This is a genomic window from Rhizobium sp. BK212 (assembly GCF_014197475.1).
GTDB classification, from domain to species: Bacteria; Pseudomonadota; Alphaproteobacteria; order Rhizobiales; family Rhizobiaceae; genus Rhizobium; species Rhizobium anhuiense.
On the sequence record NZ_JACIFS010000001.1, the window covers coordinates 544835 to 570048 of the forward strand.

Consider the following 25214-nt stretch of genomic DNA (forward strand, 5'->3'; position numbering starts at 1 on the left):
GAAGCCCGAAGGACGCTTCAGAGCGCGCAACCCTTCAAGAAAAGATCGGCGCACATCTTTGCCCGCGCCTGGATCGCCTCGATCTTGGGCGGCGGTTCCTGGCGCAGGATCGCCGCACGCTGCGGCTCCATGGCCATCATGCCGCGCAGCATGCCGCAGGCCAAATGCGGATCGTCGAGCGCAATGAGGCCGCGCTCGACCTGGCGGCGCAGCCAGTCCTCCATCAGCTCATTGGTGCGCAGGATCGCCTGTTCGTAGAAGGACGTGGCGATCTCCGGAAAGCGGTCCGATTCGCCGATCACGAGGCGCATGATGGTGACCGTCTCGTCCGAGAGCGACAGCATGCCATAGGCCATCAGCATGCGCTCCAGCCCGTCCCTCAGGTCTGCAGTGGCGAGCGTTGCGGGATCGAGCGCAAGCAGGAAACCGACGATACGCTCGGAGATCATGCTGGCGAAGAGATCGGCCTTGGTCGGAAACAGCCGGTAGAGGGTCTTTGTGGAAACACCGGCCTCCTGGGCGATCGTGGCGATGCTTGCCGCCGCGTAGCCATTCTCGTGAAACTGGGTGTTTGCTGCCTTGATGATCAGACCCTTGGTGTCGTCGTCACAGCGTATCTGCGGCCTGCCGCGCGGCCTCTTCTCGATTTGTTGATTTTGGACCATCGCAATTTTCCAAATTCTTGTTGACATCGATTTTATAGAGCATATTTTGGAAAATATCAAGTTTCCTAATTAGGATTCCACCTGACTTCAGAGGCCGCAGCCCAAGAGACGGCGACCGTCATCCGGAGAAAGACAATGACCATCAAGACGCTGCATGCCCTCAACAACAACGCTGCTCCCGAAACCGTCGCCGAAGCCGCCCCGGCCAGCCTGGACGCGGGCCAGCGGCCGCGCATCGCCGAAGCCGCCGCTCCGATTGCCGAGGAAAAGCCCGCCCGCAAGCGCGGCGGCCGCTCGCTGCTACTTGGCGCCACCGCACTGGTGTTGATCGCCGCCGGCGCCTATTACGGCCATGATTACTGGACGGTCGGCCGCTTCCATATCTCGACCGACGATGCCTATGTGAAGGCCGACAACAGCACGATTGCCCCGAAGGTTTCCGGCTATCTCGCCGAGGTCCTCGTCATGGACAACGAGACCGTCAAGGCAGGCCAGCCGCTTGCCCGCATCGACGATCGCGACTTCAAGGCGGCCCTCGATCAGGCCAAGGCCGATGTCGCTGCCGCGGAAGCTACCGTCAGCGCCAAGCAGGCGTCGCTCGAGATTCAGCAGTCGACGATCGCTGCGGCCCGCGCGACCGTCGACGTCGATCGCGCCAACGAGACCTTCGCCGAGCAGAACAACAAGCGTTATTCGAACCTTGCCACCAGCGGTTATGCCCCGGTCCAGACCGCCCAGCAGGCCGCCTCGCAGATCGCCGCCGCTCAGGCCACCATCGTGCGCGACAGCGCCTCGCTCGATGCCGCCGTCAAGCAGGTCGATCTTCTCAATGCCGAGCTTGCCCAGGCGAGGGCCTCTCTTGCGCGCAGCCAGGCCGTCCAGCGCCAGGCCGAGCTCAGCCTTTCCTATGCGACGATAACAGCCCCGGTCGACGGCACCGTCGGCAATCGGACGCTGCGCGTCGGACAATATGTCCAGGCCGGCACTCAGCTGATGTCGGTCGTGCCGACGACGGCTGCCTATGTCATCGCCAACTACAAGGAAACGCAGTTGACCGACGTCCGGGCCGGTCAGCCGGTCGAGATCGAGGTCGATATGTTCCCCGGCCGCACCTATCACGGCCATGTCGACAGCCTCGCTCCGGCAAGCGGCCAGGAATTCGCGCTGCTGCCGCCCGATAACGCCACCGGCAACTTCACCAAGGTCGTTCAGCGCATTCCGGTGAAGATCCTGCTCGACGGCGATGCCGCCGCAAACGGCGATCTGCGCCCCGGCATGTCCGTTCAGCCTGATATCAATACCAAGAACGATCGCAGCTAGGCCAGCGGCGAGGAGTTTGTGTCATGTCCACCATCACAGCAACAGCCATCGCCGTTCCGCAACAAAGGACCGGGGCTAGCACCCGGGACTGGATCGCCGTTCTCGCAGGCATGATCGGCGCCTTCATGGCGATCCTCAACATTCAGATCACCAATGCCTCGCTTCTCGACATCGAGGGCGGGATCGGAACAGGCGTCGACAACGGCGCCTGGATTTCCACCTCCTATCTGATCGGCGAGATCGTCGTCATTCCGCTGACGGCCTATTTCAGCAACGTCTTCTCGTTCCGCCGCTATATCCTGGTGAATTCGATCCTCTTCCCGCTGTTTTCGATCGCCTGCGCCTTCGCCCATGATCTCGGCACGATGATCCTGCTGCGCGGTCTGCAGGGTTTTGCCGGCGGCGTGCTGATCCCGATGGCCTTCACCATGGTGCTGACCAAGCTGCCGAAGAACCAGCAGCCGCTCGGCTTGGCGATCTTCGCGCTTTCGGTCACTTTCGCGCCGGCAATCGGCCCGACCATCGGCGGTTATCTCACCGAAAATTACGGCTGGCAGACGATCTTCTTTATCAACGCCATCCCGAGTGCCATCATGGCAGTCGCCCTTGCCCTGACGCTCGACAAGCAGCCGATGCAGCTCGGCCTGCTGAGGGAAGGCGATTGGCCGGGCATCGTCACGATGGCAATCGGTTTGTCGGCATTGCAGACGGTGCTTGAAGAAGGCAACAAGGAGGACTGGTTCTCCTCGCCCTTTATCGTCAAGCTCAGCATCCTCGCCGTCGTCTTCCTCGTCGCCTTCATCTGGATCGAGCTCACCGTGAAGAAGCCGCTGGTCAAGCTCAGCCTGCTGAAGCAGCGCAATTTCGGCATCGGCGTTGCGGTCAACGTGCTGGTCGGCGTCGCCCTTTTCGGCACCGTCTATATCCTGCCGCAATATCTCGGCCAGGTGCAGCGCTACAATGCCGAGCAGATCGGCAACGTGCTGGCCTGGACCGGCCTGCCGCAGCTGCTGTTGATCCCGCTCGTGCCGATGATGATGAAGCGCTTCGATGCCCGCTCCATCGGCTTCCTCGGCATTTCGATCTTTGCGATCAGCTGCTTCATGAACATCATGCTTTCGGCCGATACCGCGGGCGATCAGTTCTGGATCCCCAACATTGTCCGCGCCATCGGCCAGGCTCTGGTGCTGACCCCGATCACCGCCATCACCACTGCCGGCATTGCACCTGCAGATGCCGCCGCCGCTTCCGGCCTGACCAACATGCTGCGCAATCTCGGCGGCGCCGTAGGCACGGCGACACTCGGCACGGTGCTGACCAAACGCGAGCAGTTCCATTCCAACATCATCGGCCAGTCGGTGACGCTCGGCCGCGACGAAGTCCGCAATCGCCTCGACCAGATGACAGGCTACTTCCTGTCGCACGGCGTCTCCGACCATGCCGTCGCAGCCCAGAAGGCCGTCGTGGCGCTGGGTCAGGTCGTCAAACGCCAGGCTCTGATCATGGGTTTCAGCGATACCTTCGCCGTTATCGGCGTGGTTCTTGCCATCGCAGCCGTCGCCCTGCTGCTCACCCAAAAACCGCGTGCCGGTGGTGGCGCCGGCGCTCACTGAAACGACAGCGCTCGCCCGCCTTCCCGGCGAGCGCTCTCACTATTGCGGAATTTCGACCGTAAAGGCGAAGCGGGCCACAGCGCCCGGCGCCAGTATCGTGGTGGACGGCCTCGCCGAAAGCTCGCGCGATGCTCCAGCTTCCGCGGCCGTTCCATGCCAGGGCTCGATGCAGAGGAAAGGCGCACCCGGCTTGGTCCAGAGCGCGAGATTGGGCAGGTTTTCGAAATGGAACTGCATGGCCGGCCCGCCTTCGGCGCCATAACTCAAGCCTTCGCCAGCCCCACTCGGAAAGATCATCGCATCCTGCTCGAACATCGCGTGATCCAGCACCAGCCGGCCGGCATCAAACGGCGAGGGCAGAGGCGCAGGGTTGATCAGGCCACCCGCCAGCCGCACAAGACCCGGCTCCCCCTTATTGTCGAGCGTCACGATATGGTTGCGCCCGGCAGCACCGGGCAGCGGCCAGGCGAAAGCCGAATGGAACCCGAGGCCGAACGGCATTGGCTTCTGATCGCGATTGGTGACCTCCGTCGTCACCGTCAACGCCCGGCCCTCCACCGCATGCACCAGAGCCAGCTGAAAATCGAAGGGATAAACCGCCCGCGTCGCCTCCGAGGCGATGAGTTCGTAGCGGCACATCGTTGCGGTGGATGCCGCAAGCGCAAATTCGCTGCGGCGGGCAAAGCCATGCTGGGACATCGGATAGACCGCGCCGTCGATCGCTATCTTGTCGTCCGGCGCCTTGCCGACGATCGGAAACAGGATCGGCGACCGCCCGGTCCAGAAGGCCGCATCGCCGGTCCATAACCACGAGCGTCCGTCGCTTGTCGTCAGCGCCTGCATCTCGGCGCCGAGCGAGGAGACTTCGACGGCGAGATCTTGATTCCCGATCCGGATTGAGCTTGGCATCGCGGCTCCCTTTCGCATTGGTGCGGCACCAAGCCATACCCTTCCGCACCGGGTATTTCCACCCCATAGAGAGAGGCGGGACGGCAGCCACGATGACAATAGAAGTGCCGTCGCGGTGCTTATTTCCGCACCGCGCCTAATCTCGCGATCACTTCATTCGGAATGCCGTAGCGCTGAATAGCGTCACGGTTGTTCCGCAACCCGCATATCTCACGCTGGATGAAGAATGCCCAGACGGCGTCGGATGCTTCATTGAGAAGCCTCTCGCGTTCCTCAGCGGTCTGGTGATCGGGAGCCCAGGCCTTCAGGGCGGCAAGTGTCGCCTCCACCTTCAGCCCGTGACGTCCGAGCGAATCCGCGCGTTCCGACATCAGCTCGTATTCGAGGACGTTGAAGCCGCTTTTATCGTGCTGGGATTGTCGGAAGGACTGCGGCGGACGAACGCTCATTGGCACAGGTCTCCGTTGGCGTGAGTTCCGATAATATCCAATCCTGTACCAAATTAAAGAAGGTGAGCAAGATGCCGTCCGAAATCCGCTCTCGCTTTTCGGCGTCGTACTCTTGATCGAGAGGACAGGAAACAGGGCTATCCTGCGGTTTCCTTGCATGGCATAAGCGCGCCAAAATCTCCTTCTCCAGGCGCCGCGCAAATCATGATCCGTATCGAAAATATCAGCAAGCAGCTCAGCCACCGTATCCTCTTCATCGAGGCGTCCGCGGCCCTCAATCGAGGCGAGAAGATCGGCCTGGTTGGTCCGAACGGCGCCGGCAAGACGACCGTCTTCCGGATGATCAACGGCGAGGAGCAGCCCGATGAGGGGCAGGTCTCCGTCGAGAGGGGCGTCACCATCGGCTACTTTAACCAGGATGTCGGCGAGATGGCCGGCCACAGCGCCGTTGCCGAGGTGATGAATGGCGCAGGTCCCGTCAGCATCGTTGCCGGCGAATTGCGCGAGCTCGAAGCCGCCATGGCCGATCCCGAACAGGCCGACAATATGGAGGAGATCATCGAGCGCTACGGCGAGGTGCAGGCGCGCTACGAGGAACTGGACGGTTATGCGCTCGAGGGCCGCGCCCGCGAAGTGCTTGCGGGCCTGAGCTTCAGCCAGGAGATGATGGACGGCGATGTCGGCGCGCTATCGGGCGGCTGGAAGATGCGCGTGGCGCTCGCCCGCATCCTGCTGATGCGTCCTGACGTCATGCTGCTCGACGAGCCGAGCAACCATCTGGATCTGGAAAGCCTGATCTGGCTGGAGGAGTTCCTGAAAGGTTACGAGGGCGCGCTGCTGATGACCTCGCATGACCGCGAATTCATGAACCGCATCGTCACCAAGATCATCGAGATCGACGGCGGCACGTTGACGGCCTATTCCGGCGATTATGAATTCTACGAGCAGCAGCGGGCGCAGAACGAGAAGCAGCAGCAGGCTCAGTTCGAGCGCCAGCAGGCAATGCTCGCCAAGGAAATCAAGTTCATCGAGCGCTTCAAGGCCCGCGCCTCGCATGCCTCGCAGGTGCAGAGCCGCGTCAAGAAGCTGGAGAAGATCGACCGGGTGGAGCCGCCCAAGCGCCGCCAGGCCGTCTCTTTCGAGTTCCAGCCGGCGCCGCGATCCGGTGAGGACGTGGTCAACCTGAAGAACGTGCATAAGAAATACGGCAGTCGAAGCATCTATGAGGGGCTGGATTTCATGGTGCGGCGGCGGGAACGTTGGTGCATCATGGGCATCAACGGCGCCGGCAAATCGACGCTGCTGAAGCTGGTGACGGGCACCGCCGAGCCTGACCAAGGCAGTGTGGCTCTCGGCGCCAGCGTCAAGATGGGCTATTTCGCCCAGCACGCCATGGATATTCTCGACGGCGAGCATACCGTCTTCCAAGCGCTGGAAGACCGGTTTCCTCAGGCGGGGCAGGGGCCCTTGCGCGCGCTGGCCGGGTGTTTCGGCTTCTCCGGCGACGATGTCGAGAAGCGGTGCCGCGTGCTGTCAGGTGGTGAGAAGGCGCGCCTCGTCATGGCGATGATGCTGTTCGACCCGCCGAACCTGCTCGTGCTCGACGAACCGACCAACCATCTCGACCTCGACACCAAGGAAATGCTCATCAAGGCGCTGTCGCAATATGAGGGCACGATGCTGTTCGTATCGCACGACCGGCATTTCCTGGCCGCGCTCTCCAACCGGGTGCTGGAGCTGACGCCCGACGGCATCCATCAATATGGCGGCGGCTATACCGAATATGTGGCGCGCACCGGCCAGGAGGCGCCCGGCCTGCGAAGCTGACCGGTATTTTTGCCCCGGCATGTCGAAACCGTCGGCGTCGAAACGACCAGTGAAGAGCTGGCCAGCGATATCGTTGGCCGCTTGGAGCAACGGAGGAGAAATGCCTATGCAGCTGGATCGGATCGAAGTCGTCACCCTGTTCGTCGATGATATCGACGAGGCCAACTCTTTCTACCAAAAGGTCTTTGCACCTGATGTCGTCTATCAGGACGCAGTATCCTGCGTGCTGAAATTCTCGGGAACGATGATCAACTTGCTCGATGCTGCGCAAGCGCCTCAGCTGGTCGAGCCATCCGCCGTGTCGCCCCCCGGTTCGGGGGCACGCGTACTGCTGACGATCAAGGTCGATGATGTCGATGCAGTTTGCGCAGAACTGCGCAAACTCGGGGTAACGCTGCTCAATGGTCCCGTCGATCGTCCATGGGGCCGCCGGACGGCGGCCTTTGCGGATCCGTCGGGCCATGTCTGGGAGGTCGCGCAGGAGTTGCGCTAAGCTGGTGTCGCCGCGTTCCGAGGTCGCCTTCAGATTTTGCGACTGTGATGCGTCTCGGCAAGTTTCGTTCACGCGAAGAACAGATTCGGCGGCTATCGCCACGATGATGACCAAATTCCGTGGTGTTCGGAGCCCTCTTCATGCAATCGGGGACGGGCGCATCGGCATGGACTGGATCAATCGCTATATCGATCAGCCGCTACTGCACGGCGCGGCGGGCTTGCTGCGGAGTTGGCATCTGCGCACGCGGCAACCGCCGGAGCTGCTGGAGCCGACATGGAATCTCGTCGTGCTCTCCTTTCTGCTGATCGCGAGCGGGCAGGTCGTGTCCGGCAAGCCTTTCGCGCTCAGCATTGCCGCACTGGTCATGCTGGCGCTGCCCTCCGTGCGAAAGCTGCTTTCGGCGGTAAAGGCAGGGGGAGGCGGTTACGGCGCACGGGAATACAAGTCGCTGAGAGCGCGCGCCATCGCCAAACGCGAGGCGGAGTGGTCGGTGCGCATCATCGTGTTGTTCGCATCCGCCTGCCTTCCGTTCATCGCCCGCATCGACGATCCGGTGGGAGCCTATTTCATGCTCGGAGCAAGCATCTGGTTCGTATTGACCGGCCCGCTCAAGGCCTATCTCGATGCGGCCGAACCTCCCGAACCGAATGAAGGTGATCGGACATATAACGGCGTCTTTCATCTCGGCTGAATGGGGTCGGCGCGACGGTGCATCTACCCGCGGCAAGGCCGACGGGAACCAAATGGGGCGGCCTCCGTTATCTCCGCAGCAACGTAAAAGGAGATTGCGATGCTTTATTACGCTCTGGTGTTTCTCGTTGTGGCTTTGATTGCCGGCGTCCTCGGATTTGGCGGCATCGCAGGGGCCTCAGCTTCCATTGCCCAGGTTCTGTTCTTCATTTTCCTGGTGCTGTTCGTCGTATCGATCGTCATGCGCCTAATGCGAAAAGTATAACGCGGACAGATCAAGTAGAAAAACCCGGCGAAACTCATCGCCGGGTTTTTCTTTTACTGGTGCCGGGATGCGGGCAGTTAAAAATTCTGCGCTAAGGCAGAATGAAACATGACCACGGATTGCCCAGGCCATCATGCGCGTCAGGAACGAGCTTCGCAATGCGTCTGGTTGCCGTTTTGCGATAAATGGCACCTAGCCAAGGATTGGGATATGAGGGGCTGCCGTCCTTGGCAGCACGCCGTTCAGTCTTGGGTCATCCGTCACTTCGACCATGAAAGCATATGGCTTGAAGCCGGACCGCTGATAGAACGGCAATGCATTCGGATGATCGAAATGGCAGGTGTGGACCCAAAGCCGTTCGATGGGATGCGCCCAGGCAATCGATAACGTCTTGTCCATGAGATAGCGCCCCGCGCCGGTTCCGATCGAACTTTTGGCAACTCCAAAGAAAACCAGTTCACACTGACCATGTTGCCGGAAATCAAGCTCCAGCATGCCGGACGGCCTTCCTTCCGCCAGCAGCACGTATATTTCCACCAGCGGGTCTTGGAGAATGGCCGTCAGTCTGTCATCGGGCATGACCAAGCGTGAAACCCACATCCAGTCCTCTCCGACCAGCCGGAAAAGCTGCCGATATGCCACAAGATCGGGAGCTTTCATCCGCTCGAGAGAGATCCCAGGAATAAGGTTGGCTTCCCTGGAGGCCGGCTTCTCCGTCATCTCCAGACAGGTGACGGCATTTGCAAGTTTACCCTTGGGGACCAAAGAATATCCCACGGGCAAATGTGGATTGGAATTATTCGATTTTTCAACAGTTTCCATAGCCATCACCCAATTGCGATCCGCTGCCCTCCCGTCGATTTCTTGCATCGCATGAACCGCTGACCTGCGCGAGGAATTTATCGTTACAGATGGTGTGACAACTCGCGCGTGAGAAAGTCATGCAGGCATTGCGTTGCGGCTTGCGTCGGTGCGGGACTGCGCAATACTCCGAGCGATAAATATCTGAAAGGCCGATTGATTTTGCCATCCATATTTTCACCTGTTTCACTGTCCGACGACGCAGACTCACCAAGCGGATGGTGGGTCGTCGGTGGAGCGCATGCGCTGACAGCTGTAACCTTCGGATCAGCCTACGCCTTCTCCGCTGTGTTTCCCGGTCTTTCCGAGGAATTCGCGGCATCGCGTGGCCAGATCGCGCTTGTCTTCTCCATCTCGGCTTTGGTGTTCTATTCGCTGGGCGCAATCGCCGGCCCGCTTGCCGATCGCTGGTCGTCCCGCGCCGTCATAGCGACGGGTTTGGTGGCAATGATCATCGGTTACGCCGGAGCCAGCCAGGCACAGTCACTGACCTCGCTCTACGTTTGGTACGGAGCCGGAGTGGGGCTTGGAATCGGCCTCTCTTATGTTCCGGCGATTGGAGCTGTGCAGTCTTGGTTTATCCTCAAGCGGAGCCGCGCGTCAGGCATTGCTACGGCCGGCCTCGGCCTCGGCACGCTGTTGCTGCCGTTTACGATCGGCCGGCTTGTCTCCGGGCTTGGTTGGCGTGGATGTTTCATCGGTTTGGCGGCCGTCATAGCCGCAATCGGTCTGCCGGCGGCAATGCTCGTGCGTAGACGCCAAGACAACAGCATTCCTGCAGAACTGCGATCCAGCGACCGGCCCAGCCCTTTCACCGTATGGCGCGATGGCCGTTTCAGCCTGTTCTACGTCATGCTGCTCTTGGTGTCGTTCTGCACATTCATTCCCTATGTGCATATCGTCCCGGCAGCGCATGACATGGGTCTGTCGCTTGAAAGCGGTACAATCCTTATAGCGCTCATCGGCGTCGGAAACATCTTTGGGCGTCTCGTGCTGGCCGGTTTGGGCGACCGCATCGGTTCCTTGCGCCTTTTGACAATTCTTACCTTTGCTGTTGCCGGCTCATTCGTCCTGTGGTCCGCTGCCAACGGCATGGCCATGATGGTGCTTTTCGCCCTGTTGTTCGGGGCGAGTTATGGTGGCTGCGTCGGCCTTTATCCGGCCGTCGCCGCCAATCTCTTCGGCACCCGTCATATCGGAACGATACTGGGCTATCTCTATACGGCCGTGGGTGTGGCTGCTTTGCTGGGGCCAACAATGGCGGGGCTCGTATTCGATAAAACCGGTAGCTATCTGGGCCCCATACTGTTCAGCGCGGCTGCCGCTGTCGTTGCCGGTTTCCTGACACTCTGGCTTCGGCAGAAATAGTAGCGCCGCAAATGAACAGAGGCGGCCGGACCGAGCCTTGTGGTCACCGTCCGCTCAGCCGGATGTCACCGGTTGGAGATCGATGTGCCTTTCTGGCAACCATTCCGGATAAGATCATGAAATAATCGAATGCCGCGAAAAGGTGCCTTCGAAATGTCCCAATGGGGGCTGAACCGTAGGCTTGTTTGTCGCTTGCGCCTTCCCATGCGCTTTGACATGCGATGCGTAAATGATGCCGGTTCGGGATCGTTTTGCGGTTCCGTCCGTTATCTGTTGCCGAATCTGGTGGCGAGTAGCCGGGTATGCTCCCGTCACGATTTGAGAAGGAGAGACTTATGAACAAAATTCTTGCGACGGCCTTTGCCGCGGTATCGTTGACCTTTGTCGGAGCGGGGGTGGCCAATGCCGCCGACCTCGCCACCAGGACATATGAAGAGCCGGACCTGCGCAATGGCGTGAAGATCGGTTATCTCACCTGCGATATCGGCGGCGGCACGGGTTATGTGCTCGGTTCATCCAAGGAAGCCGATTGCATCTTCCAGTCGACCGTCGGCAACGAGCTTTCGGATCGTTATACCGGCGAAGTGAGAAAACTTGGCATCGACCTTGGTTTCACCACGCGCAGCCGCCTGATCTGGGCCGTGTTTGCGCCGACCGCCGGCTATCACCGCGGCTCGCTCGCCGGCCTCTATGTCGGCGCTAGCGCCGAAGCCACGCTCGGCGCCGGTGTGGGCGCCAATCTCCTGGTCGGCGGTACCTCCGGCTCGATCCATCTGCAGACGGTCAGCCTGACCGGCCAGCTCGGCCTCAACGTTGCGGCAGGCAGCGCCTCGATGACGCTAACGGCAGCGAATTGATGTTCTTTTTTGGCGCCTCCTGCCCATGGCGGTGGGGAGGCGCCAACTCTTCTGAGGAGCGATTTCGCGCCCTCGCATGCCCAAGCCGGATCACGACATGATGGATATTCGAATGGCAACGCCCGACGAGGACGAGGTCCTGGTGGGGCACTATCTGAAGATCTGGGACAGCTACGGCACACCACCGGAACACTACAGCTCCGATGCGGCGGCGCGGATCTTGTCTTTCATCAGAAGCGGTCGCGAAGAGCGCCGCCTGACCTCGTTCCTTGCGATCGTCGACGGTGAAATCGCCGGTTCTGCATCCTGCCAGCTGCACCAATCGCCGTTTCCGGAGGTCATCCGTCCGGAACAGCGGCTGTTCGGTTATATCTGGTCCGTCTATGTCGCCGACGCCTTCCGTCGGCGCGGCATCGCATTGGCGCTGACCAACAAGGCCGTCGATTATCTGAAATCGATCGGCTGCACGACGGTCGTCATCCATGCCTCGGATGCCGGCGAACCCGTTTATAGGGCTGCCGGTTTCGAACTGGCGAAGGAAATGCGCCTGAGGTTCCCGGAGGAATAACGACCCGGATGCGGCCGGTGCCGCATCTTCCGCTTACGTCTTTGGCCGGCCGGGTGCGATAAAGGCGGCGATCGTCGCCGCGTCTTGGCCGGCCTCACGCAGGAAGCGGCTGGCAAATTCGATGGCGGGGCTTCGAAGCGCATCGTCCGGGCGGATCAGGTGAAAGGCCACGTGATAATCGAGCGTCCGTTCCGAGACAGTGACGACGCGCCCGGCCGCCAGCGCCGCATCCGACAGCGGCGGTCGCGCCAGCGCGATGCCGAGCCCCTGCGCACAGGCGTCGATCACCAGATTATAGTCTTCGAAGCGCCGGTCATGGCCGCGCGGCGTATAGTCGACACCCTCGCGGGCGAGCCAGCGGCGCCAGCCTTCGATGTTCGAATCGTGCAGGATCGGCAGTTCGAGCAGCGACAAGGCATCTGAGCGCTGTCCGAGCCGGTCCGCCAGCGCAGGGGCAGCGATCGGACACGATTTCTCCTGCCAGAGCGGTAGGGCGCGCACGCCCGCCCACGGCCCCTTTCCGCAGCGGATGGCAAGATCCGTGCCTTCGCCGAAATCCGCCAGCCGGTGTTCGAGCGTCAACTCGACATGCAACTCGTTTCCCTCAAGCTTCGGCAGGCGCTGAAACAGCCATAGCGAGGCGACGGAGGGTGTTACCGAGAGGCGCACTACCGCCTTGTTGCGGCGGGGCAGCCAGCGCTCGCCACTATTGCCGAGCAGCGCCAGCGCTTCCTCCGCCCGCGCGAAAAACCGCATACCTTCCGGCGTCAGGCGCACACCTCGGGCTTCGCGGGCAAACAGCCGCACGCCCATCCAGCGCTCCAGGCGCGAGACCTGCCGCGACACCGCGCCATGGGTGATGCCGCTTTCCTCGGCCGCGGCCGAAAACGATCCGAGCCGGGCGGCGCGGGCAAAGGTCTCGAGCGTGTCGAGGGGCGGAAGCACGGGCGAGCTGTGAACCATACGCACATTTGATCATCGATTGCGATGCTTTTCAAGCACGGATCGAAGGCCTAATCCATTTCACAGAAACAGATGGAGGCGAAAATGAGCATGGCGGCAAGCGCACCGGTTACGGCGAAACAGCAAGGCGGGTTCGATATGGTGGCCTTTGCGGCGATCCTCGTTACCATCCTCTTCTGGGCGTCCTCCTTCGTGGTGATCCGCATCTGTCTCGGACCGCTGACGCCGATCGAACTGGCGACGGCGCGTTATGTGGCAGCCGGCGCCATCGCCCTCGTCTACCTCGCCATCTACCGGCCGATGCCGGAAAGGCGCGATTTCCTCCGCCTCTCCATTGCCGCCGTGCTCTTCATCGCCGCCTATGCGGTTTTGTTGAACACCGGCGCGCAGACGGTTGCGGCAGGGCCGGCGAGCTTCATCATCAACACCATGCCCGTCTTCACTGCCCTGATTGCCACATTCGCGCTCGGCGAGCGCTTTGGCCGCTGGGGCTGGGCGGGTACCGCGGTTTCCTTCGGCGGCGTAGCGCTGATTGCAGTCGCCTCCGACGACGGTTTCAAGCTCGATCCAAATGCGGTCATGATCCTTGGTGCAGCGCTCTGCTCGGCGATCGCCAGCGTGCTGCAGAAGCCGCTGCTTGGACGGCTGCCGGCGCTTGCCGTCACCGCCTGGATCCTGCTCATCGGTTCCGTGCCGCTGTTTCCGGCCGTCCCGGCGACAATCCAGGCGCTCGCGGCCGCACCGGCCGAAGTGAACTGGGGCGTTGCCTATCTCGTCATCTTCCCCACTGTGATCGGCTATCTCACCTGGGCGATCGCGTTGAAGCGGCTGACGGCCGCCCGCGCTTCGAATTTCCTCTACGGCGTTCCGCCGGTCGCCACGCTAATCGGTTTTGTCTGGCTGGGCGAAACGCCAACGGTGCTCGGTGCGGTCGGTGGCGTCATGGCAATCCTCGGTGTGCTCATCGTCAACGTGATGCGGAAGCGATAGCGTGAGATTCGAGCCGCGAGGGCGAACTGGTAACAGATAGGCATTGCGCTGCCCTTCGCTTTCTTTAAAACGAAAGCAGATACGAAAGGTATGCGCCCATGTTCTTGACCGACCGGCAAACCGAAATCGTGGCGATTGCGAAATCGAGCGGCAGGGTTCTGGTCGAGGAACTTGCCTCTCGCTTTTCCGTGACGCGGCAGACGATTCGCAAGGATCTGAACGATCTCTGCGACGCACAGGTGCTGACACGTATTCATGGCGGTGCCACATTCCCGAGCGGCACCGAGAACGTCAAATACGAGGCGCGCCGCCAGATCGCCGCTTCCGAGAAGCAGGCGATCGGCATTGCCGCGGTCGAGCTGATCCCGAGCGGCGCCTCGCTCTTCATCAATATCGGAACGACGACCGAGGCGGTGGGCGAGGCGCTCGCCAATCACCACGAGTTGATGGTGATCACCAATAATATCAACGTTGCCAATAGGTTGCGTTCCTTTCCGGCGATCGAAGTGGTGATCGCCGGCGGGGTCGTGCGTGGTTCGGACGGCGGGATCGTCGGTGAAGCGGCCGTCGATTTCATCCGTCAGTTCAAGGTCGATTACGCCGTGATCGGCGCGTCGGCGATCGACGTGGACGGCGCGCTTCTCGACTACGATTTTCGCGAGGTGAAGGTGGCTCAAGCGATCATCGCCAATGCCAGGCATGTCATCCTGGTTGCCGATTCGACGAAGTTCGAACGCACTGCACCGGTCAGGATCGGCCAGCTTTCGCAGGTCCATACCTTCATCACCGACCACTGTCCGGTGGCGTCGATCCGCAATCTCTGCCTCGAAAACAATGTGAAGCTGATCGAAACGAACGGCAGATCGCGCTAGCGGATAGGGCTGAAAAGCGTCAGCGCCTTTCGAAAGCGCACGATGCTCTATGCCTTTGATTCAGATGACAATTCTCATTTTATCCTGATCCGGCCTAAAAATCGTCCAGATCAAGGTGGTGATCTCCGAAACATTCGTTTGACATTCGTATTTCTTTCGTTTTAACTGGTGTCACTTTCGCAATTGCGCAAGTTTTGTGCGATGCGAAATCTGCAGCGGGGCTCGGAGGGGATATTGGGCCGGGAGATTCACGACATATTCGTCATCGGTGGCGGCATCAACGGCTGCGGCATTGCGCGCGATGCTGTTGGGCGCGGCTATTCGGTGGCGCTGGCGGAGATGAACGATTTCGCCTCGGGCACTTCGTCGGGCGCCACCAAGCTGATCCATGGCGGCCTGCGTTATCTCGAGCATTACGAATTCCGCCTGGTGCGCGAATCGCTGATGGAGCGCGAAATCCTCTGGGCGATGGCGCCGCACATCATCTGGCCGCTGCGCTTCGTGCTGCCCTATCACAAGGGCGGCATCCGTCCGGCCTGGCTGATCCGGCTCGGCCTCTTCCTCTACGACCACCTTGGCGGCCGCAAGCTGCTGCCGCCGACCTCGGTGCTCGACATGCGCCGCGATCCGGCCGGCAAGCCGCTGAAGGCGCTGTTTGCCAAGGCCTTCGAATATTCCGACGGCTGGGTCGACGATGCCCGCATGGTGGTGCTGAACGCCCGCGACGCCGCCGACAAGGGGGCGACCATCATGCCGCGCACCAAAGTCGTGTCGGCAAGGCGCGAGAAGGGCCTGTGGCATATCGAGACCACCGATACGGTCACCGGCCGCAATGACAGCCATCAGGCCCGCATGCTGGTCAATGCCGCCGGTCCCTGGGTCGACCATGTCATTCGTTCCGCCTTCGGCCAGAACGAAGCCCATCATGTCCGCCTCGTCCAAGGCAGCCATATCGTCGTGAAAAAGAAGTTCGACGATGTGAGAGCCTATTTCTTTCAGAACCCCGACAACCGCATCATCTTCGCCATCCCCTACGAGGGCGACTTCACGCTGATCGGCACCACCGACCGCGACTATACCGCCGATCCCAAGGATGTCAGGATCTCCGAGGAGGAGACCGTCTATCTCTGCAATGCGGCGTCGGAATATTTCAAAGAGCCGGTCAAGCCGGAAGATATCGTCTGGACCTATTCGGCGGTCAGGCCGCTTTATGACGACGGTGCCTCGAAGGCACAGGAGGCGACGCGCGACTATGTGCTGAAGCTGGAAGGCGAAGGTGCCGCACCGTTGCTCAACGTCTTCGGCGGCAAGCTCACCACCTATCGCCGGCTTTCCGAACATGCGCTGGAGAAGATCGGTGCTGCGATCGGCGTCAAGGGCGCCCCGTGGACGGCCAAAAGCCATCTGCCGGGCGGCGACTTCCCGGTCCGCGGCTATGAGGCACAAGTTGACAAGCTGAAACGGCGTTATCAGTTCCTCGCCGATCAGCATGCCCGCCGCCTGGTGCGCCGCTATGGCACCAGGGCCGAGGTGCTGCTCGGCGATGCCCGCGGCATCGACGATCTCGGACGGTTGTTCGGCGGTGATCTCTACGAGGCGGAGGTCACCTATCTCGTTAAACAGGAATGGGCCCGGCACGCCGAAGACGTGCTGTGGAGGAGAACAAAGGATGGCCTGCGCCTTTCGAAGGAGCAGGCTCAGTCACTGGAGGAGTACATGGCTGCCATGCCGGCGATGGCCGGATAGGAGCCCTGTGGTCCCCGCTGCGTGGAGGCACGGGAATCGGAATGCTGGAACTGCGGAACGCCGCCAAGATGGTGGGCGCGGACTATCACATTTATCCGACCGATCTGGTCCTCGAGCGAGGCACGCTGAACGTCCTGCTCGGGCCGACGCTGTCGGGCAAGACGTCGCTGATGCGGCTGATGGCCGGCCTCGACCGGCCGACGGGCGGCTCCGTCCATTTCGACGGCGTCGATGTCACCGGCATGCCGGTGCAGAAGCGCAACGTTGCCATGGTCTACCAGCAATTCATCAACTATCCGGCGCTGACCGTCTACGAGAACATCGCCTCGCCGATGCGCATATCAGGCAAGGATGCCGCCACGATCGACCGCGACGTGCGCAAGGCGGCCGAGCTCCTGAAGCTCACGCCCTATCTCGACCGCACGCCGCTCAATCTGTCGGGCGGCCAGCAGCAGCGCACGGCGCTGGCGCGCGCCCTCGTCAAGAATGCCAGCCTGGTGCTGATGGACGAGCCGCTCGCCAATCTCGATTACAAGCTGCGTGAAGAGCTGCGGCAGGAATTGCCGCGCATCTTCGCCCAGTCCGGCGCGATCTTCGTTTATGCCACGACGGAACCCTCCGAAGCCTTGTTGCTGGGTGGCAATACGGCAGCGCTCAACGAGGGCCGGATCACGCAGTTCGGCCCGACGATCGAGGTCTATCGCAATCCGCTCGATCTGACGACGGCGAAAACCTTTGCCGACCCGCCGCTGAATTTTATTGATCTGGTCAAATCGGAAGGCAATTTCCTGCGCGATGGCGCCGTGATTTTTGCCGTGCCGCCGCATCTTCAGAACGTGCCGGACGGGCCGGCAACGATCGCGTTTCACCCGCATCATCTTGCACCAACCGCCCAGACGGCTGATTCGGCGCAGCTGATAGCACGGACACAGATTTCGGAGATCACGGGATCGGAAAGTTTCGTGCATCTACAATTTGCCGGCACCCGCTGGGTGATGCTTGCGCACGGCATCCACAATATCGATCCGGACACGGACCTCTCCGTTTTCATCGATACGCGCCACCTGATGGCGTTCGGCGCGGACGGCCGGGCGATCACCATTGCCGGGCAGAGGGGCTAGGAGAAGATCATGGCACGTATCACCCTCGATCATATTCGACATGCCTATGGGCCGAACCCGAAGAGCGAGAAGGACTACGCTCTCAAGGAAGTGCACCACGAGTGGAACGACGGCGGTGCCTATGCGCTGCTCGGACCTTCAGGCTGCGGAAAGACCTCGCTGCTCAATATCATTTCCGGCCTTATTCAACCGTCCGAAGGGCGAATTCTCTTCGACGGACAGGATGTTACGAACCTGCCGACGCAGCAGCGAAATATTGCGCAGGTATTCCAGTTTCCGGTGATCTACGACACGATGACCGTCTATGACAATCTGGCTTTCCCCTTGCGCAACCGCGGAGTCGCGGAGCCTGATGTTGATCGTCGTGTCCGCGAAATACTGGAGATGATTGATCTTTCAGACTGGGCCAAGCGGCGCGCGCGCGGTTTGACGGCGGACCAAAAGCAGAAGATTTCGCTCGGCCGCGGCCTTGTGCGCTCGGATGTGAACGCGATTCTCTTCGATGAGCCGCTCACCGTTATCGATCCGCATATGAAGTGGGTGCTGCGGTCGCAGCTGAAGCGGCTGCATAAGCAGTTCGGCTTTACGATGGTCTATGTCACGCATGACCAGACGGAGGCGCTGACATTCGCCGACAAAGTCGTGGTGATGTACGATGGCGAGATCGTGCAGATCGGCACGCCGGCCGAGCTCTTCGAGCGTCCGAGCCATACCTTCGTCGGCTACTTCATCGGTTCTCCAGGCATGAACTTCATGCCAGCCAAGGTGGAAGGCCGCACGGTTCGGGTCGGCGAGCACGCGCTGACGCTCGACTATGCGCCAAAGACTGCGGCAGCGGCCAAGGTAGAGCTTGGAATCCGGCCCGAGTTTATCAGGGTCGGCCGCGAGGGCATGCCTGTAACCGTCAGCAAGGTGGAAGATATCGGCCGGCAGAAGATCGTCCGCGCCCAGTTTGCCGGCCAGCCGATCGCGATCGTCGTCCCTGAAGACGGGGAAATTCCGGCTGATCCCCGGGTGACCTTCGAACCGTCGGGTATCAGTATCTATGCCGACTCTTGGCGCGCCGGACCGGAGGCTTGATCATGGAAAAAACCTGGAACAACAAAGCGTGGTTTCTGGTCCTGCCGGTCCTCGTGCTGGTGGCATTCTCGGCCGTCATTCCCTTGATGACGGTTGTGAACTATTCCGTTCAGGACACTTTCGGAAACAACCAGTTCTTCTGGAACGGAACGGACTGGTTTACCCAAATCCTGCATTCCGACCGTTTCTGGGCCGCCCTGCAGCGAAATCTGGTTTTTTCGTTGATCATTCTCGCTCTTGAGATCCCGCTCGGTATCTTCATTGCGCTCAACATGCCGAAATCGGGCATCGGCGTGCCGGTGTGCCTGGTTCTGATGGCGCTGCCACTACTGATCCCGTGGAACGTTGTCGGCACGATCTGGCAGGTGTTCGGCCGCAACGACATTGGTTTGTTCGGCTATTCCCTCAATGCCATCGGCATCGATTACAACTATGTGCAGGATCCGCTCGACGCCTGGGTGACGATCATCATCATGGATGTCTGGCACTGGACGAGCCTGGTCGTTTTGCTCTGCTATGCCGGCCTCGTTTCCATTCCGGATGCTTTCTATCAGGCAGCCAAGATCGACGGTGCGTCTCGTTGGGCGGTATTCCGCTATATCCAGCTGCCAAAGATGAAACGCGTTCTTCTGATCGCCGTGCTGCTGCGTTTCATGGATAGTTTCATGATCTACACCGAGCCTTTTGTCGTCACGGGCGGCGGTCCCGGCAACGCGACCACTTTCCTGTCGATCGATCTGGTCAAGACCGCCCTCGGACAGTTTGACCTCGGTCCGGCCGCTGCTATGTCGCTGATCTATTTCCTGATCATCCTGCTGCTTTCGTGGGTGTTCTACACCGTCATGACAAGCCACGACGCGGAGAATTGAAATGAGCGCCTCCAACGAAACGACAGCGAGCCGAAAAATCTCAGGCGTTACCAGTGTCGCAAGCGGTCTCTCCTCCGATGAAGTAAGCCGTCTGATGCGCCGGCGCGGCGAGGAATCGCGCTGGTGGTGGCTGGTTCCGACGATCTATATCATCGTGCTCCTGCTGCCGATCTATTGGCTCGTCAATATGAGCTTCAAGACCAATGCGGAAATCGTCAATTCTCTGACGCTTTATCCTCATAACCCGACGATCGCCAATTACGTGACGATCTTCACGGAGAAGGCGTGGTATTCCGGCTACATCAATTCAATCACCTATGTCGTGATCAACATGGTGATCTCGGTGGCAGCTGCGCTGCCGGCGGCCTATGCCTTTTCCCGTTATCGGTTCCTTGGTGACAAGCATCTTTTCTTCTGGTTGCTGACGAACCGGATGGCGCCGCCGGCGGTTTTTGCCCTGCCGTTCTTCCAGCTCTACTCAGCCTTTGGACTGATCGATACGCACATCGCCGTGGCATTGGCGCATTGCCTCTTCAACGTGCCGCTTGCGGTCTGGATCCTTGAAGGCTTCATGTCCGGCGTGCCGAAGGAAATCGACGAAACGGCCTATATTGATGGCTATTCGTTCCCGCGGTTTTTCCTGAAGATCTTCACGCCGCTGATTGCGAGCGGCATAGGTGTCGCCTGCTTCTTCTGCTTCATGTTCTCTTGGGTCGAGTTGCTGATCGCACGAACGTTGACGACTACCGACGCGAAGCCGATCGCTGCCACCATGACCCGTACCGTCTCCGCATCCGGCATGGATTGGGGCTTGCTCGCCGCCGCGGGTGTTCTGACCTTGATCCCAGGGGCGCTGGTGATCTGGTTTGTGCGCAATTACATCGCCAAGGGCTTCGCCCTGGGGAGGGTTTGATGGGCTTTTCACTTCCCGATTTTTCATGGATGGCATGGACCTGGCCGACGGCCGCGTTCTTCATCGTTATCGCATTGCTGCTGATCGGCATGGGGGTCTGGGAGTATGCCGTGCCGGGCGGCAACCCGCGGATCGGAATCCTGCGCTTCGAGACGACGCGCGGTGACCGGCTTTTCCTTTCGCTGCTCGGCAGCGCCTTTATCCATCTTGCCTGGCTTGGTCTCGCGGGATCAAGCCTCTGGTGGGCTCTCGCTCTCTCCGTTGTCTACGCCGTCGGCGTATTCCGTTACGTGTGAGGCAAACTGATGCAGATGGCCGGGGTTTTTCTGGCCGCCTGAGACGTGAAGACTGCAATCGCAAAACCCTGGGAGGATATCATGCGAAGGCATTTATTGACGACGACAGCAGCGGTACTGCTGGCCATGACCGGGTCGGCCTATGCCGGCATGGACGAGGCAAAGACTTTCCTGGACAAAGAGATCGGCGACGTGTCGACGCTCTCTCGTGCCGACCAGGAAAAGGAAATGCAATGGTTCGTCGATGCGGCGAAGCCTTTCCAGGGTATGGACATCAAGGTTGTTTCGGAAACCTTGACCACTCACAAGTATGAGTCCGAGGTTCTGGCTCCGGCCTTCACTGCGATCACCGGCATCAAGGTCACGCACGACGTCATTCAAGAGGGTGACGTTGTCGAGAAGATCCAGACGCAGATGCAGACCGGGCAGAACCTGTATGATGGCTGGGTCAACGACTCCGACTTGATCGGTACGCACTGGCGTTATCAGCAGGTCCGCAATCTGACCGACTGGATGGCCGGCGAAGGCAAGGACGTTACCAACCCCGGCCTCGATATCGACGACTTCATCGGCACCAAGTTCACGACCGCGCCGGACAAGAAGCTCTACCAGCTTCCCGACCAGCAGTTCGCCAACCTCTATTGGTTCCGCTACGACTGGTTCAACGACGAGAAGAACAAGGCCGATTTCAAGGCGAAATACGGCTACGATCTCGGCGTTCCGGTCAACTGGTCGGCCTATGAAGACATTGCCGAATTCTTTACCGGCCGTGACGTCAACGGCAAGAAGGTCTTCGGCCATATGGACTACGGCAAGAAGGACCCGTCGCTCGGCTGGCGCTTCACCGACGCCTGGCTGTCGATGGCCGGCAACGGCGACAAGGGCCTGCCGAACGGTCTTCCGGTCGACGAATGGGGCATCAAGGTCGACGAGAATTCGCGTCCAGTCGGTTCGTGCGTCGCGCGTGGCGGCGATACTAACGGCCCGGCATCGGTCTATTCGATCCAGAAGTATCTCGATTGGTTGAAGGCGTACGCACCGCCGGAAGCTCAGGGCATGACCTTCTCGGAATCCGGTCCGGTGCCGGCACAGGGTAACGTCGCGCAGCAGATCTTCTGGTACACGGCGTTTACCGCAGACATGGTCAAGCCTGGCCTGCCTGTTATGAATGAGGACGGAACGCCGAAATGGCGCATGGCACCGAGCCCGCATGGCGTTTACTGGAAAGACGGCATGAAGCTTGGTTATCAGGACGTCGGCTCGTGGACGTTGATGAAGTCGACCCCGACGGACCGCGCGAAAGCTGCCTGGCTCTATGCACAGTTCGTGACCTCCAAGACTGTTGACGTGAAGAAGAGCCAGCTCGGTCTCACCTTCATCCGCGAATCGACCATTCGCGACAAGAGCTTTACGGAGCGCGCTCCGAAGCTCGGCGGTCTGATTGAGTTCTATCGTTCGCCGGCCCGTGTTCAATGGTCGCCAACCGGCACCAACGTTCCCGACTATCCGAAGCTGGCTCAGCTTTGGTGGCAGGCCATCGGTGACGCCGCTGCCGGCGCCAAGACACCGCAGGAAGCCATGGACTCTCTTTGCGGCGAGCAGGAGAAGGTCATGGGCCGTATCGAGAAATCGGGTGTCCAGGGCGATATCGGCCCGAAACTCGCCGAAGAGCATGACCTCGCTTACTGGAACGCGGATGCGGTGAAGAAGGGCAACCTTGCACCGCAGCTGAAGATCGAGAATGAGAAGGAAAAGCCGGTCACTGTCAACTACGACGAACTCGTCAAGAGCTGGCAGTCGAAGTAAGGCGGACCTCGGCCGGAGGCGACAAAGCTTCCGGCCATCACTTCCTGCCACCGGCTACGGCCGGTGGCACCCACAATCTTTCTCTCATGAAACCTCCGCGTCTGCCCTCCTTGCCGGGCGGAGCGGTTTCGTGCGAGCCGGAGACGGATATGAGCGGCTATATTCTTTCAATCGACCAGGGCACGACGTCCTCACGCGCGATCATCTTCGACGGCGACATGAAAATGGCCGGCTCCGCGCAGGCGGAGATCACCCAATACTATCCGCAGCCCGGATGGGTGGAACATGACGCCACGGAGATCTGGCTGTCCGTGATCGACACGGTGCGCAAGGCGATTGCAGATGCCGGCATACAGGCCGGCGACATTGCCGCGATCGGCATCACCAACCAACGCGAGACGGCGGTCGTTTGGGATCGCAAGTCCGGAACACCGCTTCATCGCGCGATCGTCTGGCAGGACAGGCGCACGGCTGAAATGTGCGAGAGCCTGAAGGCCGACGGGTACGAGAAGCTGTTCAGCGCCAAGACCGGGCTGTTGCTCGACCCCTATTTCTCCGGAACGAAGCTGCGCTGGCTGCTCGACAATGTCGACGGTCTGCGTGAGAAGGCGGAGGCAGGCGATGTCTGCTTCGGCACGATCGACAGCTGGTTGATCTACAATCTGACGGGCGGCCGTGTGCATACCACCGATGCGACCAATGCATCGAGAACGCTGCTCTACAATATCGATGACGGTGCCTGGGACGAGGAGCTTCTCGGCATTCTCGGTATTCCCCCTGCGGTGCTTCCCGAGGTCAGGGAATGCGCCGATGATTTCGGCCGCGTCGACAAGGCGCTGCTCGGTGCGGAGCTTCCGATCCTCGGCGTTGCCGGCGACCAGCAGGCGGCGGCGATGGGCAATGCCTGCTTCGAGCCCGGCATGATGAAATCCACCTATGGCACCGGCTGCTTTGCCCTGCTGAACACCGGCCGGGATCGTGTTTCCTCCTCCAACCGGATGCTGACGACGATCGCCTACCGGCTCGACGGCGAGACGACCTATGCGCTCGAAGGCTCGATCTTCATCGCCGGCGCCGCCGTGCAATGGCTGCGCGATGGTCTCGGCATCATCGGTCAGGCGTCGGAGGCGGGGGTGCTTGCGGCCAAGGCCGATCCCGGACAGCAGGTCTATATCGTTCCGGCCTTCACCGGCCTCGGCGCCCCCTATTGGGATCCGGCCGCGCGCGGCGCGATCTTCGGCCTGACCCGAAACAGCGGGCCGGCGGAATTTGCCCGCGCCGTGCTCGAATCCGTCGCCTACCAGACACTCGATCTGCTGGTGGCGATGAAGAAGGACTGGGGGGTCAACCAGCTGGAAACGGTGCTGCGTGTCGATGGCGGTATGGCGGCTTCGGATTGGACCATGCAGTGCCTCGCCGACATGACGGGGAACCCCGTCGACCGCTCGGCGATCCGCGAGACGACGGCGCTGGGTGCTGCCTGGCTTGCCGGCTCGAAAGCCGGCATCTGGCCCGGCAGGCGGGAGTTTGCGCAGGCCTGGGCCTGCGACCGCCGCTTCAGCCCTTCGATGGAGGAGACCGAGCGGCAGACCAAGATCATCGGCTGGAAGAATGCCGTCTCCAGAATGATTTCGGACGCCTCGGCGGGATAGAACCGCTTCCGGCTCTTACGCACCGCCGGCAGCCTTTCTGTTGATGAAGCTCAGGGCCAGCACGGCAAAGATCAGCGTTCCCGTGCCGACCTGCTGCCAATAGAAGTTCAGGTCTGTCAGCAGCAGCCCGTTGGCGACGACGCTGAGCAGCAGCGCGCCGAGGACGGTCCCGCCGACATTCGGCCGCCCGAGCGGGCTGAGCGTCGTGCCGATGAAGGTGGCGCCGATGGCATTGAGCAGGAAGGCATTGCCGGAGGATGGAATGTAGGTGGTGACGGTTGCCGTCAGGATCAGGCCGGCGATGGCCGCGATCAACCCGACCAGGATGAAGGTCACCGTTACATGGGCCGGCGCTGCGATGCCGGAATAGCGCACGACGCCCGGCTGGATGCCGATCGACAGAATGACACGGCCGAAACGCGTGCGGGCAAAAACCACCGCTGCGGCTGCGATGACGATGATGGCCGCGGCCAGCGGCACCGGAAAGCCGGCGACCGTGCCGTGGCCGAGGAAGCGGAAGGCCTCCGGCACGCCGTTCGGCGGCAGATAGACCGGATTGCCGCCATTGGTCAGCAGTTGTTGAACGCTGCGGCCGATGAACAGCGTGCCGAGCGTGGCGAGGAACGGCGACACCCCGATCCCGGAGATCAAGAGCGCGTTGAAGACGCCGACGACCGCTCCGGCTGCCAGTCCCGCCAGCGCGGCGAGTGCCACCGGCTGCCCGGCGAGAACCAGCGAAACGAAAGCGAAGCTGGCGAAATCCATTGCCGTTCCCACGGAAAGATCGATGCCGCCCGAGGCGACGGCGAAGGTCATGGCGATGGAGACGATGGCAAGCAGCGTGAAATTGTTGACCAGTATGCTCTGCAGGTTCGCCAGCGTTGTGAATGTCGGCGTTGTCAGGGAAAAGGCGGCGAATACCGCAACCAGGGCGAGGATCAGCCCATAACGCACCAGGCCGCCGGCGATCAGACGCGGCAAGCCTGTCGTGGCGGGGGTAGGGATATGGAGCGACATG

25 protein-coding genes are annotated in these 25214 nt (G+C 60.9%); 19 read left to right on the forward strand and 6 right to left on the reverse strand.

The features are described from left to right. Positions 1-17 precede the first annotated feature (17 nt). Complete coding sequence (locus FHT79_RS02615; RefSeq protein ID WP_047613259.1) at positions 18-665, reverse strand: TetR/AcrR family transcriptional regulator; 648 nt, start codon at positions 663-665, stop codon at positions 18-20. 135 nt (positions 666-800) lie between these two features. On the opposite strand from FHT79_RS02615, the gene FHT79_RS02620 reads away from it, so the two are divergent. Both FHT79_RS02620 and FHT79_RS02625 read left to right on the forward strand, forming a co-directional pair. Further along, positions 801-1985 (forward strand): HlyD family secretion protein, encoded by a 1185-nt coding sequence (locus FHT79_RS02620; RefSeq protein WP_097544679.1) that lies wholly within the window; start codon positions 801-803, stop codon positions 1983-1985. A 23-nt stretch (positions 1986-2008) separates the two neighbouring features. Continuing rightward, positions 2009-3598 (forward strand): DHA2 family efflux MFS transporter permease subunit, encoded by a 1590-nt coding sequence (locus FHT79_RS02625; protein ID WP_183902953.1) that lies wholly within the window; start codon positions 2009-2011, stop codon positions 3596-3598. Between the two features lie 39 nt (positions 3599-3637). Here the strand turns inward: FHT79_RS02625 and FHT79_RS02630 are convergent, their stop codons facing one another. Both FHT79_RS02630 and FHT79_RS02635 read right to left on the reverse strand, forming a co-directional pair. Next, a complete protein-coding gene (locus FHT79_RS02630) occupies positions 3638-4507 on the reverse strand; it encodes an aldose 1-epimerase family protein (protein WP_097630930.1) in 870 nt (289 codons plus the stop codon). A 119-nt stretch (positions 4508-4626) separates the two neighbouring features. Beyond that, complete coding sequence (locus FHT79_RS02635) at positions 4627-4956, reverse strand: DUF6665 family protein (protein WP_049813404.1); 330 nt, start codon at positions 4954-4956, stop codon at positions 4627-4629. 204 nt (positions 4957-5160) lie between these two features. On the opposite strand from FHT79_RS02635, the gene FHT79_RS02640 reads away from it, so the two are divergent. The 4 genes from FHT79_RS02640 (at position 5161) to FHT79_RS02655 (ending at position 8234) form a co-directional block, all read left to right on the forward strand. Beyond that, positions 5161-6783, forward strand: coding sequence for an ABC-F family ATP-binding cassette domain-containing protein (locus tag FHT79_RS02640; protein WP_127430110.1), 1623 nt, complete (start codon positions 5161-5163; stop codon positions 6781-6783). A 100-nt stretch (positions 6784-6883) separates the two neighbouring features. Beyond that, positions 6884-7276 (forward strand): VOC family protein, encoded by a 393-nt coding sequence (locus tag FHT79_RS02645; RefSeq protein WP_097630932.1) that lies wholly within the window; start codon positions 6884-6886, stop codon positions 7274-7276. A gap of 103 nt (positions 7277-7379) precedes the next feature. Then, positions 7380-7970, forward strand: coding sequence for a hypothetical protein (locus FHT79_RS02650; protein WP_028756509.1), 591 nt, complete (start codon positions 7380-7382; stop codon positions 7968-7970). 99 nt (positions 7971-8069) lie between these two features. After that, complete coding sequence (locus tag FHT79_RS02655) at positions 8070-8234, forward strand: DUF1328 domain-containing protein (RefSeq protein ID WP_028756510.1); 165 nt, start codon at positions 8070-8072, stop codon at positions 8232-8234. 192 nt (positions 8235-8426) lie between these two features. Here FHT79_RS02655 and FHT79_RS02660 read toward each other — a convergent pair whose 3' ends face one another. Then, positions 8427-9056, reverse strand: coding sequence for a GNAT family N-acetyltransferase (locus tag FHT79_RS02660; RefSeq protein WP_097630933.1), 630 nt, complete (start codon positions 9054-9056; stop codon positions 8427-8429). A gap of 195 nt (positions 9057-9251) precedes the next feature. Between FHT79_RS02660 and FHT79_RS02665 the strand changes: the two genes are divergently transcribed. The 3 genes from FHT79_RS02665 to FHT79_RS02675 all read left to right on the forward strand — a co-directional run bounded on the left by FHT79_RS02665 (position 9252) and on the right by FHT79_RS02675 (position 11888). After that, positions 9252-10463, forward strand: a complete 1212-nt coding sequence (locus tag FHT79_RS02665; protein ID WP_097630934.1) for an MFS transporter — start codon at positions 9252-9254, stop codon at positions 10461-10463. A 335-nt stretch (positions 10464-10798) separates the two neighbouring features. Further along, positions 10799-11320, forward strand: coding sequence for a DUF992 domain-containing protein (locus FHT79_RS02670; RefSeq protein WP_028756513.1), 522 nt, complete (start codon positions 10799-10801; stop codon positions 11318-11320). A 100-nt stretch (positions 11321-11420) separates the two neighbouring features. Beyond that, the gene (locus tag FHT79_RS02675; protein WP_244604770.1) at positions 11421-11888 is read left to right on the forward strand and encodes a GNAT family N-acetyltransferase; all 468 of its coding nucleotides are present in this window, start codon (positions 11421-11423) and stop codon (positions 11886-11888) included. A gap of 33 nt (positions 11889-11921) precedes the next feature. On the opposite strand, the gene FHT79_RS02680 is transcribed toward FHT79_RS02675, so the two are convergent. Further along, entirely contained in the window at positions 11922-12851 is a 930-nt protein-coding gene (locus FHT79_RS02680) for a LysR family transcriptional regulator (protein WP_097630936.1), read from the reverse strand. A gap of 72 nt (positions 12852-12923) precedes the next feature. On the opposite strand from FHT79_RS02680, the gene FHT79_RS02685 reads away from it, so the two are divergent. From FHT79_RS02685 to glpK, 10 genes are all read left to right on the forward strand, one after another. After that, positions 12924-13841, forward strand: coding sequence for a DMT family transporter (locus tag FHT79_RS02685; RefSeq protein WP_183902954.1), 918 nt, complete (start codon positions 12924-12926; stop codon positions 13839-13841). Positions 13842-13939: 98 nt separating this feature from the next. Continuing rightward, a complete protein-coding gene (locus tag FHT79_RS02690; protein WP_063476188.1) occupies positions 13940-14713 on the forward strand; it encodes a DeoR/GlpR family DNA-binding transcription regulator in 774 nt (257 codons plus the stop codon). A 234-nt stretch (positions 14714-14947) separates the two neighbouring features. Continuing rightward, positions 14948-16459, forward strand: a complete 1512-nt coding sequence (glpD, locus tag FHT79_RS02695; RefSeq protein WP_097630938.1) for a glycerol-3-phosphate dehydrogenase — start codon at positions 14948-14950, stop codon at positions 16457-16459. A 41-nt stretch (positions 16460-16500) separates the two neighbouring features. Then, positions 16501-17580: an ABC transporter ATP-binding protein gene (locus FHT79_RS02700; RefSeq protein WP_047613245.1), complete on the forward strand. Its 1080-nt coding sequence runs from the start codon at positions 16501-16503 to the stop codon at positions 17578-17580. A gap of 9 nt (positions 17581-17589) precedes the next feature. Beyond that, entirely contained in the window at positions 17590-18660 is a 1071-nt protein-coding gene (locus FHT79_RS02705) for an ABC transporter ATP-binding protein (protein WP_047613243.1), read from the forward strand. A gap of 2 nt (positions 18661-18662) precedes the next feature. Next, entirely contained in the window at positions 18663-19529 is an 867-nt protein-coding gene (locus FHT79_RS02710; protein WP_047613241.1) for a sugar ABC transporter permease, read from the forward strand. A gap of 1 nt (position 19530) precedes the next feature. Then, a complete protein-coding gene (locus FHT79_RS02715; RefSeq protein ID WP_003552208.1) occupies positions 19531-20442 on the forward strand; it encodes a carbohydrate ABC transporter permease in 912 nt (303 codons plus the stop codon). Beyond that, positions 20442-20738, forward strand: a complete 297-nt coding sequence (locus FHT79_RS02720) for a DUF2160 domain-containing protein (RefSeq protein WP_018246653.1) — start codon at positions 20442-20444, stop codon at positions 20736-20738. The genes FHT79_RS02715 and FHT79_RS02720 overlap by 1 nt, the downstream gene beginning before the upstream one ends. Positions 20739-20819: 81 nt before the next feature. Beyond that, complete coding sequence (locus FHT79_RS02725) at positions 20820-22544, forward strand: ABC transporter substrate-binding protein (protein ID WP_097544686.1); 1725 nt, start codon at positions 20820-20822, stop codon at positions 22542-22544. A gap of 149 nt (positions 22545-22693) precedes the next feature. Then, the gene (gene glpK / locus FHT79_RS02730; protein WP_097622813.1) at positions 22694-24196 is read left to right on the forward strand and encodes a glycerol kinase GlpK; all 1503 of its coding nucleotides are present in this window, start codon (positions 22694-22696) and stop codon (positions 24194-24196) included. A gap of 15 nt (positions 24197-24211) precedes the next feature. Here glpK and FHT79_RS02735 read toward each other — a convergent pair whose 3' ends face one another. Further along, positions 24212-25213 carry an ABC transporter permease gene (locus tag FHT79_RS02735; RefSeq protein ID WP_097630939.1) on the reverse strand — a complete coding sequence of 334 codons (1002 nt, stop codon included), beginning with the start codon at positions 25211-25213 and terminating at the stop codon, positions 24212-24214. Position 25214: the final 1 nt, after the last annotated feature.